The 13,239-nt window shown below is 65.9% G+C and carries 9 protein-coding genes; 3 read left to right on the top strand and 6 right to left on the bottom strand.

The annotated features are described in order from the left end of the window. Positions 1-369: 369 nt before the first annotated feature. The gene (locus PT931_RS29845; protein ID WP_456249050.1) at positions 370-972 is read right to left on the bottom strand and encodes a TetR/AcrR family transcriptional regulator; all 603 of its coding nucleotides are present in this window, start codon (positions 970-972) and stop codon (positions 370-372) included. Positions 973-1,105: 133 nt separating this feature from the next. Further along, positions 1,106-2,149, bottom strand: coding sequence for an agmatine deiminase family protein (locus PT931_RS29840; RefSeq protein ID WP_456249049.1), 1,044 nt, complete (start codon positions 2,147-2,149; stop codon positions 1,106-1,108). An 81-nt stretch (positions 2,150-2,230) separates the two neighbouring features. Between PT931_RS29840 and PT931_RS29835 the strand changes: the two genes are divergently transcribed. Then, positions 2,231-2,860 (top strand): DUF3885 domain-containing protein, encoded by a 630-nt coding sequence (locus tag PT931_RS29835; RefSeq protein ID WP_456249048.1) that lies wholly within the window; start codon positions 2,231-2,233, stop codon positions 2,858-2,860. Between the two features lie 6 nt (positions 2,861-2,866). Beyond that, positions 2,867-4,222 (top strand): NAD-binding protein, encoded by a 1,356-nt coding sequence (locus tag PT931_RS29830; protein ID WP_456249047.1) that lies wholly within the window; start codon positions 2,867-2,869, stop codon positions 4,220-4,222. A 180-nt stretch (positions 4,223-4,402) separates the two neighbouring features. On the opposite strand, the gene PT931_RS29825 is transcribed toward PT931_RS29830, so the two are convergent. Further along, entirely contained in the window at positions 4,403-5,233 is an 831-nt protein-coding gene (locus PT931_RS29825) for a hypothetical protein (protein WP_456249046.1), read from the bottom strand. Positions 5,234-5,488: 255 nt separating this feature from the next. On the opposite strand from PT931_RS29825, the gene PT931_RS29820 reads away from it, so the two are divergent. Beyond that, positions 5,489-5,983: a hypothetical protein gene (locus PT931_RS29820; RefSeq protein WP_456249045.1), complete on the top strand. Its 495-nt coding sequence runs from the start codon at positions 5,489-5,491 to the stop codon at positions 5,981-5,983. A 95-nt stretch (positions 5,984-6,078) separates the two neighbouring features. Here the strand turns inward: PT931_RS29820 and PT931_RS29815 are convergent, their stop codons facing one another. The 3 genes from PT931_RS29815 to PT931_RS29805 all read right to left on the bottom strand — a co-directional run bounded on the left by PT931_RS29815 (position 6,079) and on the right by PT931_RS29805 (position 13,147). Beyond that, positions 6,079-7,017: a phosphorothioated DNA-binding restriction endonuclease gene (locus PT931_RS29815; protein WP_456249044.1), complete on the bottom strand. Its 939-nt coding sequence runs from the start codon at positions 7,015-7,017 to the stop codon at positions 6,079-6,081. Between the two features lie 1,230 nt (positions 7,018-8,247). Continuing rightward, positions 8,248-9,321 carry a hypothetical protein gene (locus tag PT931_RS29810; RefSeq protein ID WP_456249043.1) on the bottom strand — a complete coding sequence of 358 codons (1,074 nt, stop codon included), beginning with the start codon at positions 9,319-9,321 and terminating at the stop codon, positions 8,248-8,250. Positions 9,322-9,646: 325 nt separating this feature from the next. Then, positions 9,647-13,147 carry an NACHT domain-containing protein gene (locus PT931_RS29805; protein WP_456249042.1) on the bottom strand — a complete coding sequence of 1,167 codons (3,501 nt, stop codon included), beginning with the start codon at positions 13,145-13,147 and terminating at the stop codon, positions 9,647-9,649. Positions 13,148-13,239 lie beyond the last annotated feature (92 nt).

Below are 13,239 nucleotides of genomic sequence, written 5' to 3'. Positions count from 1 at the left end.
GTATCATGAGTGCCCCGGCCTGCGTCAATGCCAATCTTGGTTGACAACCTAGAATTTCGGGGAGAGCCAGAAGCTGGTAAGAATCCTTCGAGAAACTGGGATCGAGGTACGGTGCCGCAGCGGACCGAAGAGGTCCGGGAACCAGGTGGGTGCGGCGGGTCCGGGGCGCAGGATCAAGCCCTGCCGCCCTGGCGGACCCAGGAAGAGCACTGACGGGTACCCATCCGCGCGCGTTCCGCCGGGACGTCGTGAACGAGCCACGGCCGGAGAAGTTCGCGCATGCCACCGACAGGGTCAGGGCCGGACGGCCACGACCCGGGGACCGGACCCTCGTCGCGCTCGGGTCACCGACAGAGGTGAGGCCGCCCTCTACTCCGCGCGCACCCCGAGCAGCGTCCGGGCCGCCCCGCGAACCAGTCGGAGCAGGTCGACCCGGGTGAACCCTGGCGCCCCGAGCGTGAGCTTGATCGACAGCCCGTCGATCATGGCAGACAACGACACGGCCACCGCGACGTGGTCCGCGGCGACGAAGGCTCCGCGCCCGACCCCGTACCCGATGACGTCCACCAGGATGTCCCGCCACCGCGCGTCCAGCTCGTCCAGGACCTTGGCGACCTCCCCGTCGAGGGCCGCCTCGAGCCACACCTGCAGCCACAGGACCCAGCCGGGATCGCGGATGCCCTGGGCGGCGGACAGTTCGACGAGCCGGTCGAGCCGGTCCCACGGATCGCTGATGTCGGCCAGCTGGCGGGCGGCCTCGGCCGCGAGTTCCTCCTCGCTGGCCCGGATCGCCCGCATGAGCATGTCGATCTTGGACGGGAAGTAGTAGGTGACGTGACCGGGGCTCATCCCGGCCCGTTCCGCGACGTCGGCGACCCGGACGTTGGCCAGGCCCCGCTCGGCGATCACCTGGGCCGCCGCCCTGATGACGAGCTCCTCGCGCTCCTTGCCCTTCGAACGTCGTGCGGTCACCGGCACCTCTCCTCCAAGACAGTTTCACATCCTAGGACCGGCCCGGCCGGATGCCGCAGGCCCGCCGGGACCGTCACCGCGGGTCACCCGACACCGGGGCCCTACCCACACGTCTCCGCGCTCCGGCCACCCGTCACCGCAGGGCGGAGATGTCCACGCCCTCCGGCACCTGCTGCGTGATGCAGTGCGGCCCGCCGCCGCCGAGCGCGATGGTCGCCCCGGGCACCGCGACGATCTCCCGTCCCGGGTACACCTCGGCGAGGGTTTTGAGGGCTGCCTCGTCCGTGCCGTCGCCGTTCACCGGCACGATCACCGCGCCGTTGGCCAGGTAGTGGTTGGCGTAGGACACGGAAGCGTCGGGGCCCGGGTCGAGCAGGCTGACCCGGAAGGTGCGCCCCGCGGCGTCCGGCGTCGAGCGCAGGGCCGCCAGGTTGTCCCGCGAACGGGCGTACTCCGAGGCTTCAACGGCCGCCGGCGCCTCCAGCAGCACATGCCCGGGCCCGACCAGTTGCGCCACCCCGTCGATGTGGCCGTCCGTGCCTTCGGGGCCGACGTCGAAACTGTGCCCGAACGGCAGCCAGACGACCGTGCTGGCCCCGAGGTAGTCGCACAGGCCGCGCTCGATGTCGTACCTGTCAAGCTCCGGATTGCGGTTGGGGTTGAGCAGGCACTGCTCGGTCGTCAGCACTGTGCCCTCGCCGTCGACGTAGAACGCGCCGCCTTCCAGGACGAACGGAGCGTGGAACACCCGCAGGCCGAGGCGTTCGCCGATCCGGGTGGCCAGGCGCGCGTCGTCGTCATGGGGGTGCCAGCGCCCGCCCCAGGCGTTGAACCCGAACTGCACGACCGCGACCTCACCGGCGGGGTCGCGCACGAACACGGGTCCACTGTCCCGGCTCCACGAGTCGTTGATCGGGATCTCCACCGGAGAGATGTCGGCGGTTCCGCACCGGTCACGGACCTCGGAGGCCGTGCCGGGCTGGCAGACCATCACGACGGGCTCGAAGTCGGCGATGGCACGGGCCACCGCCGCGTAGTCCCCCTTCACCTTGTCGAGACTCTCGCCCCACAGCTCCGGTCTGGCCGGCCAGGCCATGAGGCAGGCGGCGTGCCGCGCCCACTCCGGTGGCATCCGGAAACCCGCCTCAGCGGGCGTGATCTTCGGGTTCTGGACCATCGTGCGTCTCCCTTGCCTCGGCATCGCGGTCACTATATCTTGGATGACAACCAAGAAAGTCGCCACAAGCTAGGGGACGCCATGAACCTGGGACCAGCGGCACGGCCACCGGCCCCCGGCCAGGGCATCGAGCCCGCGACGCTCACGGAACAATGGGCCGCGCGATGGCCGGAGTGCGCGCCCGTGCCCACCCGGCTCAGGCCCGCGTACCCGGATCGATGGGTCAGGTTCCGCACCCTCCCGGAGGGCCGACGCTGTCCGGACACCGAGGAGGAGTACGCGACGGCCCTCTACCGGCACAACACCACGCTGGGCGACCTGGCTGCGGGCGGTCAGGTGCTCGTGATGACCGCCGGCTACTCCGAGACGCTTCCGCCCCGCCCCGGCGACCGCGAGCCGGCGATCGAGGCCCTGCACCCGGACGGCGTGTACTGGACGAGCGTGCTCCTCGCGGACCGGCGCACGGGATACGAGATCCACCAGCACCTGTACGCGAGCCGGATCAGCTGGTCGCCCGGTTGCCTGGACCCCCTGCTGCGCAAGGTCGCCGACGACCTGTCCGCCACCGTCCTCGTGGCGGACTCCGAACTTCGTTGGCTGTACCACCCGTTCGCCGGGGGGATGGACGTGATCATGCCGACGCACGGGCAGCGGGACGCGCTGGCCGCCCGCCACACCGCGTGGATGTCCCCCAGCGCCCCGGGCCGGTAGCCGCGCATGCCCCCACCGACCGGCGCCGACCTCCGCCCCTTCGTCGTCATCGGCACGACGGTCGTCGCCAAACGCGTCTGCGGCACCCTCGCGAGCCTGGGCGAGGAGGTCCTGCACCTCGCCGATCCCACCGAGGACGACCTGCGCGCCGCGACCGCGCGCCGACCACGCGGCGTAGCGATCCTGGTCCACGACGACGTCGCGTGTCTCCGGTACGCCCTGACCGTGGCGCACATGCGACCACAGGTCCGACTCGTCGTGTCGATCTTCGACCGCACGGTCGCCGACCAGCTCAGGCGCGTCATGCCCGCCTGCGTCGTCGCCTCCCCCGCCGACGTGGCCGCCCCCACCCTGGCCGCCGCGTGCCTGAACACCGACCTGCTCGCCGTGTGGGGGTCCGAGACCGGCCCGACCGGGGTGCGCAGGACCGGCGACGAGCTCACCGTGACCGGCTACCCCCTGCCGGGCCGGTGGCGTACCCGGCTGGGCCGTCTGCGCGGGCAGCTCCGGCCGCACGACAGCGGATCCCGGATGCTGCTCGCCGGCCTCGCCGGTCTGGCGTGCGTGCTGTCGGCGGACTGGCTCTGGCTGCTCCTGCGCCACCACCTCGACCCCGTCACCGCCCTGTACGAGGCCGTCCGCGTGGTGGCAACCGTCGGCCCGGCCTCAGACCCCGGGGCCTCCACCCGCTACCGGCTCTTCGCGTCGGCCGCCATGCTGGCCACGATCGGCTTCACTGCGGTCTTCACGGCCGGCATCGTGCACCGCGCCCTCAACGGCAGAACCTTCGGGCTCATCGGACACCGCGCACCACCCGTCGACGGGCACGTCGTGGTAGTCGGCATGGGCCAAGTCGGTCTCCGGCTGTGCCTGGCGCTGAAACACCTCGGGATCGGCGTCGTCGCCGTGGAACGCGATCCCGACGCCGACAACCTGAGAATCGCCAAACAGAGCCGCATCCCGGTACTGGTAGCGCACGGCAGCGACCGCCGGGTACTGACCCGCCTCCGCCTGCACCGGGCCATCGCATTGGCCGTCGTCGGCTCCGACGAGCTGGACAACATCGCCGTCGCCCTGACCGGGCTCGCCGTCGCGCCCCACGTCCGGGTCGTCCTACGCGCCGGCGACAGCGAGGCGATGGCCGAGACCCGGTCGCTGTTCCGCATCGCCGAGATCCGGGACGTCACCGCCATGTCCGCCACGTTCGTGGTGCTGGCCCTGCGGCGTGTGGACCCGGTCAACCTGTGCAGCGACGGCCTGCACGTCTACGCCCAACTCGGCGGCGCCGACTTCACCGAGTGCACCTCAGGGGTGGCCACCGCGTGCCGACACCTCGAACTCGCCCCTGGACCCACCACATGACATCCCCACCGTCCTTGCCCGCACCCACGGGGTGACACTCAGCGCGCTCCTGCAGGACCACATTGGCCCTTGCCTCGGTTCGGCCTCCGGGGCCCCTTCCGCCGTACCCGAAGGAGTGACACCGCTACCCACCCTCCGGCAGGAAGCCATGCAGCGGAGTCGTACATGCCGACCCGCGTGTCAGGCGGTCTTTGTCCAGGCCCCGCATCCTTCGCTGACAAACCCCTCGCCGGAACGGATCGTCACCGTGACGCCTTGGGGCGCGAAAGTCACGAAGTCGTTAGCGATGACACCCCCGCCGGACGTCGTCCGCTCCCAGTAACAGTCCTTCGCCTCCGGTGCGGTCTTGTACGTTCCCGGGGCGATGATCTTTCCGACGACATACGTCCCGTCACGAAACGACGTCAGTGGGCCGGCCGTCGGGTAGCTACCGGTCTTCGCGCGCGCCAGGATCGGGGCATGCTGCGGGCAGACGTACTGGACGGTCAGGTCGATGATCTGAGCATTGCGCGTGCCCTTACCCACCTCTTCGTTCTCAACCAGGTACTGCTCGGCAGTGCGTCCAGGGAATCCGCCCTCCGGATTTGCCGGCACCCCGCCGTCGGTGAGGTGCCGGCAGACTCCTCGCGCTGATCCGAGCAAGGAGTACTCATCGAGGCGTGCACCCGTGGACTGGATGTCGAGGCCAGCCTTGGTGATCTCAGTGAGGAACTTGCGTTCCATCTCCACCTGGGTCGGCGGAGGCGGCGTGTAGGTGGTGACGGGCGGGAACGTCAGGTCAGTGCGCGGGATCGTTGGAGGTTGCGGTGAGTACGTCACCTCGGCAGTCACCGACGGCGACACCAAAGGCAGGGGTTGGGCGACATCGACAGGCTCAGGCACTCCGCCGGGGAGACTGAGTGCGACTGTCGTCGCGACCACAACGGCTACTACGGATGCTGCCAGGATGACGACGGTCTTCCTGCTCTTGAAGGCTGCCCGGGCAATCTCTGCAGCCTGCGTCTTATCCATGGAAGCAGACGCTACGGACGCCCATCACCGACGGTTCCGCCGCGACAACAATCCGACACCGGTACTCTCCTGTCGCGACTCGCTGTACAACCTGCATACAAACCCGGCACTCTCCTCGAACAACTCGGAGAGCCAGGCCCGTGAAACCTTGACGGAGGCGATGCCTCTGAAAGACAGTGCTGTTGCCGCACAGCGGTTCGGGCGGACCCGTAGATCAGGGCCCGCTGCCACGCGCCTGCCGACCATAATCGACATATGTCTGCTCATGACGAGATGCGCTCAGCCCGGCAACTCGCCAGCCAGGCTCACATCGTCGCACGCTCCTCCGGAAGGGAACCGCTCCGCGAGGTCCTCCAGTGGATCAGCCGCGGACGGCTGGGCAAGCGCCAGGGACGGCCCGTGCCGCCCGACCTGGGCACACCCTGGCAAGACACCCTCTCCGGCGAACGCCCCGGCTGGAGGGAACGTTCCGCTCACCTCGAAGGCGACGTCGCATTCGCCGTGGACTACCAGGTGTGCCGACGATGCAGGATCGGCTGGGTCGAACAGCCCTACACCATCCCGCAGTACCAACGCTGCGGGCTCGCTTCAGCGGGCCTCGCCGCACTGCGGGCCGAGCATCCGGGGGTGTCCTGGCATACGCTCGGCGGGCACTTCCGCGACTCCCGGGACTTCTGGGCCGCTGCCGGGACCGGCGTGGCAGGTGGATACCGGCAGCGCCACACATGCGAGCACATCCAGAACAGTTGAAGACTCCCACGAGCGCACTATTGCTCGCTCGATGGAGCGAGAATGGATCCTCTCGGCAGGCTGGGCGGTGTCGGGTGCCTGACGCTGTGGATCCGTCAGACGGTCAACGGCTGGCCTTTGAACACCTGCTCGCGGTGCCAGGTGAGATGCGGGTCGGCGGGGTGTGGTGTTCCTGGGCGGCCCTGGATCGCCTGGCCATGCAGACCGTAGACGGACTTTCCTGCTGGAGTGCGGGCTGTGAAGGTCATCGACACGCAGATATTCAGGTTGGTGTCGATCCCGAGCACGCCCCTGTCGAAGAGCTTGTGATGCAGGGTGCACAGCGCAAGTCCGTTGTCGAGATCGTCCGGGCCGTCGAAGGCGAACCAGCGGACGTGGGCGGCGTCGATGCCGACGGTCCCGCCGAACAGTTGGCCGTCGAAGCCGCAGAACGCGCACTGCCGATCCCATGCCTGAATGACCGCCGCTCGCCACCGCGGATCACGCCGGCGTTTGGCAGTGGCGTCGGCCGGTACGGTGTTCGGCGCGTGCAGCACGGCGTCGGCGTCGAGGCCGACCGCGGCGAGCACGTCCGGTGCGATCGAATCCGGGAAGTGGCTTTCCACCAGAGCGCGGGCCGCCGACGCGATCAGCGCGGGCTCGGACGCGAGAGCCTTTTCCATCGCGGGGGCGAATTGGCCGGTGACCTGCTCGGTGTTGAGCGGGCCGACGTTGTCCATGGGCACGTCGCGATCGAGTACCCAGATCCCGTCGGAGCGCAGCCGGGTGAACGGGTAGGCCGCGCTCTGAGCCTGCCCGGCATGAGAAGCAGGACCGAACTCCGCAAGCAGATTGCCCAGGTCCGACCTCGCCTCGGTCCAACTGATCCGACTGGTGCCAGTTGAGGACAGGCGACCGAGCGCGAGCAGGACCAACAGTGGCTTATGCGGAGACCGCAGACCGCCCCGCTGGTGTTGGCGAAGGCCGGCGAGCCTGGCCAGCACCTGGTCGTGTTCGCTGCCTTCGCCATCGGTCACGATCGGATTCTCCAGCATTCCCCGCCCGCGCTCCAACCCGAACGATGCGACAGCACTTTTCAGGATGCCGCCAGGTGGGGTAGGCCCAGCCCCGTCAGGTCAGGCGAGTCGGCTCCGTTCATCGCCCCTGCTAGTTGGCACCCAAGAATCCTTCAAGCGACACCGACCCGCAGGCGAGGTTGAGAGTGTCGGCGCGGCAGTGCCAGGTCCCGGTACAGCAGTCAACGAACCGAAAGTTGATCTGCCATCGCAGCCAACCGCCTTCCGGCAGGCTTTACCAGGGCAAATCCCGAGCCACCGCTACAGTGAGCCGGTGACTGCGCCCCCAGTGCCCTGGCATGATGTGTGGACGCGGGTAGACGCGCTGATGGATGAACACCTGCGGGCCGGCCGGGGCCACCTTCTCACCGAGGACACGCTCCGATTCGCCACTGTCCTGGCCCTCCAGGAGCACGGCATTGCCGCGCAACAACTCCAGGTCGAAGTACCTATGCCCGGCCTGGCCGGCGGAAAACTCGACCTCCTCGTTCGATTCGACGACGACCGCGACGTTGTATTGGAGTTCAAGTTCCCTCGCGACGCCCGCGGTCCAGTCTCACCCGACACGATGACGCTCGGTGAGCTGCTCAACGACTTTCATCGGGTGAGCCGCGTCAAGGCCGCAGACCGGTGGGTCGTCCAGCTGGTCGGAGCCCGACTGCTCGGGTACCTGCGCCGCGTAAGCGAGCGCTACCCACTGCATTGGGTAACCACGTCCGGGCAGGACTTCGCTCTCGATGGCGCCATCGTCCTCAGCCTGCCGAAGACGGCCCGGGAAAAAACTGATCGGATGGTCCGACCTGTATACGGTCACGGCCCGCTGCGAGTACGAGGCCGAACTCAGCACAGGACTACTGCTTCTGGCGTACAGAGTGGCCGCCGACCCGTCCGCGAAGTGACTTCAACGGACTCTCCGACCAGTTCCCCATGGCCTGAAACTCGGGCCCAGAAGAGCTGGCGCGGCTTCGCGGATCACCAGGGCCCGCATCGACCCTGCCGAACGCGACGCCACCGCCGTTGACCTGGCCGCTCGGCTCGGCCTGTCCGCCGATGAGCTCCGTCTCGCCCTCGACGCAGCCGCGAACAGGTGAGCGCCCGTCCAAACGTCCTCACCGGAGCACTGATCGGCTGCGTTCACGGAGCAGGGGCCGCCGAACGGCGCGCGGTGAAGTTAGCGTGCTGCGAGCCTGACCTGCCGAGCTTCCCCTCCTAGGATTCGCCGTCTTCGTCCTCGAATGCCTCGGCTGGACGCCAATCGGCGGGAAGTCCGAACAGCATGCTGGGCGGCTGTCGTGCGGGCGCCACCTTCGCCTTCGGCGCGTCAACCTCGACTTGCGCTAGCCAAGTTGGTTGCGTGGCCAAAGGGACCCCGGGCTCGAGCGTGCTCCACAGTCTTGGTTTCACACTGTTGACCAACCAGGGTTTGAGGTCTTGCACTGCGATAACCTGTGGGGCGTGGCCGCAACGCCAGCCTTTTCGTGTAAGCCAATGGCCGTCCTCGCGCAGCCGGGCCGCATGCAGCGCGGCCAGTGCCGGGCGCCAAGCCGACAGGCCAAAGAGGGCTTGCTCTACTTCCCGGTCGTCTGTGGGGTAGTCGGTGTTTGACATGACCGCGATGACCAGGGGCGCGTCAAGGACTCCGTACTTCTTCGCCTTCGAACTCAGGGCCTTACGAAGTCCAGTTACGTTGTCAACGATCTGCGCCTCCCCTTCGCCGTGCATACCGACGAGGCGACCAGGTTTCCCGTATGCCTCTGGCTTCAGCGGCAACGCTTCGATCTCGAGCCTCCAGCCATCGACCTCGTGCACGAGTTTGGGCAAATCCTGATAGAAGCCCTTAGCGAGATCATCTGCGACAGCGACAGGGTCGAGTGAACCCAGCCATCGCTTGACTTGCTCTCGCAATTTGGTGGTTGGCAAGGGGCGCGGCCCGATCGAGTAGTGCGAGAGACCGATCATGAAACGATCGGGGCTCATCTGGTCGAGGACGGCATGGACCTCGTTGAGGCGACGCGTCTCTGCAACTTTGTGCGCAGCTATACCAACTCGCACTGCTTCAAGATAAAAACGACCAGTTTCTCCTTCAACAAGGAAATCGGGGTGAAATGACGAATTTGGTAAGTCTGGGTGAATCGATACCTGATGACCGGACCGTCGGTAGGCCTCATGTAGGTACAACTCCCAGAACGCCGAGTCGAACGCATGGTTGTCACCCGACTTGATGCTTCCCAGCAGGGACCTTCGGTCGGTCGTTGGCACGTTATCTAGCCAGTCCATCAGCACTTGCCGGACCTCAGCGAAGAACGGTCTCGCGGAACGTTCAAGAAATTGATAAACGCTCTCATTGGGCCGCGCAGGAGAGTGGTCCCACCGACGATGACTACCGAACAGGGATTCCAAGCATCACCTCCAATAACTCCTCAATCGCCAAGTCTTCCGCGGGACGCACTAAAAAGCTACCGAGATGCGGCTGGGCTTCGGCTGCGGTGCCGGTGAACGGTGCCCTCCGCCACCTCGTCGGCGCCGAGGGCACACCAAGGCGGTTAGAGCGCCGCCCGAACACCCGTAAAAGATCCGCGGATGTGCGGACTGGAAGCCGCCATCGCTTTCAGTCGCTGTCAACATCGGACTCGTCCTCGAAACGAGGGAATGAACTTAGCTCGCATCCGGCGCAGTCAGGTTCAGTGAGCGCATTTTCGCGGCCACACCACTGACATGACCAAAATCTGGCCGATACCTCTGAGGTGACGATCCCTGCCTTGTTTTTCCTTCCGAGAGCGGCTCTTCTCACCGTGAGATCTTCGTCGGAGGCAAGGCGGGTAAGCAACTCCAACTCCACTCCGGTGGAGTAACTGCCTACGATGAGCGCGTCTGCTGCCCCGGCGCGAGTTGCGGATTCCGGCGCTGCGACCAAAAGGGACGTGACACCTTCCGCGTCTTCGGCAACGAGAGCCGCAGCCATCGCGATCGTCCTGTCCGAGCGATGGCGGCCGGTGGGCAGAAGGGCCAACAGGCGCTGGGATGCCGCAGGAAATGGGCTATTGGCGAGGACCTCGGCGGCTGACCACGCGATCCACCAGGAGTGCGCGGTCAGGCAACTGATCAGAGCATCCTGCTCTTCCTCGAGTAGCTCGACGTTCTCACAAAGTGTGACTTCCTTTGAGGGGTCAATGGTTATCAGATGCCACAGGTCCGCATTGTTCGGTGAGGCTAGGATGCTGCGAGCTTGTGCTGCGGCGACGGCCGGATCGATGTTGTAGGTCTTGGCAAGTACGCTGAGCCATCTCCGCCTCAGTTCCTCCGTGTCGTACCTGAATGCGGCACGAAAATCCTGATACGAGATCGTGGCGTAGCCCGTGACTGCGACGAGATTTCCGACTTCGGCGAGAGACCACCGATCATCCCTGCCTAGCTCAACAGCCACGCTGCTGATCGACGCAATGTCTTCCAAGAGAATCAGTTCTTCGCGAGTATCGTCGAATCCTTCCCTGAGCGCCGCCATCACCTTGTGAAGACCCTCGTCCCGCTTCCAGGGCAAAATGTCCACACCCGCGACCTTCAAATCGTGCTGGATGTGGACAGACTCATAACGGCTGGATTTACGCCCAAGGTCATAAATTGCCTTCGGGGAACGCTCTTCAAGTTGCCCTAGATAGGCAATTGCATGTCTTGCTAGCGTGGGTAGGCCGGAAATAACGGGCGTGTCGGTAAGCATGCGGAATCGACGTCCATTTTCACGGACACCCCTAGGTTCCGCGGGGAGAGGAAGGTCCAGCGCAGCCTGGATCGCGCGAACTTCGTCCGCGTCCAGTGCTCGCTGCTCGTTCTGAGCTCGTCCAACTGCGACTAACGCCGTTGCCACAGCCAGAACGTCAGTAGGCAAGGGCACTTGTGTGAGTGCGCGAATCCGGGCGTCGTTTCCCTCCCCTGGAGGAAGGCTCAATTGCGACAGCCTCCTGACAAACGGCCAGGCTGGAGAATGGACCGTTTCCCGTCCGAGGGCGGCGTCCAAAAATGCGCCGACCTTACTGGGCCTGCGCCGAGGTCGGGCGTGAGTCCCTGCGCCAACGGGCGCTTCTTGCGCACGAAGGGCGAGCTGGACGGCCAGTTCGTCCAATTGCGAGGCGTCGAGAATGATCTTTCCCTCGATCACCACGTCGGCAAGAATTGTCGGCGCGTTTGTGAACACGGGAAGCTTGCCGAGTTCCAGGATTGCCGCTACTGCGTGCACGTTGAGCCCCAGGGCAAGGCTTAGGGCCCCTTCCGACTCTAGGAACGCAAGATGCTCCCGCACCCATTCGATGAGCTGTGGGTACGTCATTCTCAACGTTGCCATCGCTTCCGCTACCTCGACGAAAATCTGGCTCCGGCTGCTCAGATTTCCATCAACGCCGACCACGAACACGCCGACATGGTCGTCCCAGAAGTCCAGTACCTGCTCGGCCGTCTCCTCGGCCTCGGCTGGCGCTTGGCGCCAGCGGTCTCCAGAGAAGTATTCAACCAAGGCCGCCAGCGCCTCCATGCTCGATGGGGCGACTCTGGAGCCAAGTTCTGACCCGATAACGGTGAACCCGTCGAGTAGCATTTTTCCAGAGGGTGCTCGCTTGTTGGGCCAGCGGGCTGCAGCGAACGTTCGTTGACTCTCCCAGGTTTGGACGGAGTCTTGCACTGCCCGATGCAGCAGGATCGCCCGCTCACGAGGAAGATCATCGTCCCTGGCCTCCGCCGCAACGAGGGCGAGGAGGATGGCCAAGAGCGGCACCTCCAGCAGTGCCCGGTGACCGCTGTCGGCATCGCTCAGCCATCTCTCGCGGACAGTGAGCCATGCCGCCCGGTCTCCGGACTGCACTCGCCGATCGGCACATGCCTTCAGCACCAGCTTCAGCGTCGAACGTAGGTCGCCAGGAGTCTTCAGCGTCGCGGTTGGCAAGCCCAGCTTTGCCGCGGCCAAGGCGGCACTGGACCTTGTGGCCAAGACGAGCCCCACGCCCTCCGGAAGCTCCGACAGGACCCGCCTTAGCTGCTCACTCACCCAGCCCGCTCGGTCACCGCACTCATCGAGCCCGTCGCACAGAAACACGACCTCACCGGCCTCGGCAAGCTCGGTGAGCCCCAGAGTTAGAGCGGGACGCTGGTCCAAGGACACTCGCTCGGTGGCTCCGGCCAGCAGGTCGTGCAGACCTAGCGGGCTGCCAAGGTCCCGGTCGGCGAAGGTTCGCAGTGAAACCTGAACCGGGGTCGGAGCCAACTCATCGCCAGCGAAGGTTCCTGCGAGCTCGCGCAGCGCCACCGACTTCCCGGCACCCGGAAGCCCGAAGAGAACCAAACGCCCCCACCGCCGAACAACGCTAAGGATTGGCTGTCCCGACGACGATCGATCGTCTTTGACCAGTACGCCAATGCCGTCAAGCATGTCGACCACAGTCAGCGCCGGTAGATCGGCCGCAAGAAGCGAAAGATCCAAAGATCCCAGAGGCTCCTGCAGAACCTCGCGGTACTGTTCCAGACCCCGCTGGCGGGCCGCGATCTGTGCTCCCATCGGCCCCTTGAGATCGGCGAAAACCTGAATCCCTTTCGCACGCAGGGCCCGTACCCACTCCTGCAACGTGCTCCCGGTCGCAGTGGCCGCTTGGTCGTGGAACGACTTGGCAAGCAGATCGAGCACCGACCCACCCGAGCCGAACCAGACCAGGTTCCCCTCGAGTTGCCCAATGAACTGCTCACGATCAAGCAATCCCGCGGCCGACGCAGGAACTACAAGCACACGCGCCGCGTCCTGCACTCGCTCACGGACATCCGGATCCAAGTCGACCAGCAGGGCGTCGAATGCCTTCAACGCCCTTCTCTCACCGGCCGAGGAACCACCCAGCCCCCTCCTGCGACGGTCCAGCGCGTCCGGAAGCCACTTGATGTCGCCCTTCAACTCCCTGGACGCGAGCACAAGCAGATCTAGATCGTTCAACCGCGCGACTTGGAGCGCCCAACCCCTCACCGTGTCGCGAAGTTGTTGATCATTCCCGACCGCCAACTTGGCCGATATGTATGCCGCCTCACCCGCAGACATCCGACAGGTGATGTCGTCGGTAGCCTCATCGGTCTCAAACTCCAAGGCTGCGGGATAGGAATCGCATCCCACTCCGAAGGCTGGCACCTCCCGACCGAGGAGACCTCGGACAGCCAGGTAAGTGGCTACCGATTCAC

The sequence above is a fragment of the Longispora urticae genome, from assembly GCF_053902585.1.
Note: the sequence above shows the minus strand (reverse complement) of the source record. Positions and strands in the feature narration are given on the sequence as shown.

What these genes read in the sequence shown, in the direction of transcription:
- PT931_RS29825 (WP_456249046.1), bottom strand. Translation starts at nt 5,233, where the DNA reads ATGGATAAGACGCAGGCTGCAGAGATTGCCCGGGCAGCCTTCAAGAGC.
- PT931_RS29835 (WP_456249048.1), top strand. Translation starts at nt 2,231, where the DNA reads ATGAACCTGGGACCAGCGGCACGGCCACCGGCCCCCGGCCAGGGCATC.
- PT931_RS29820 (WP_456249045.1), top strand. Translation starts at nt 5,489, where the DNA reads ATGTCTGCTCATGACGAGATGCGCTCAGCCCGGCAACTCGCCAGCCAG.
- PT931_RS29830 (WP_456249047.1), top strand. Translation starts at nt 2,867, where the DNA reads ATGCCCCCACCGACCGGCGCCGACCTCCGCCCCTTCGTCGTCATCGGC.
- PT931_RS29840 (WP_456249049.1), bottom strand. Translation starts at nt 2,149, where the DNA reads ATGGTCCAGAACCCGAAGATCACGCCCGCTGAGGCGGGTTTCCGGATG.
- PT931_RS29815 (WP_456249044.1), bottom strand. Translation starts at nt 7,017, where the DNA reads ATGCTGGAGAATCCGATCGTGACCGATGGCGAAGGCAGCGAACACGAC.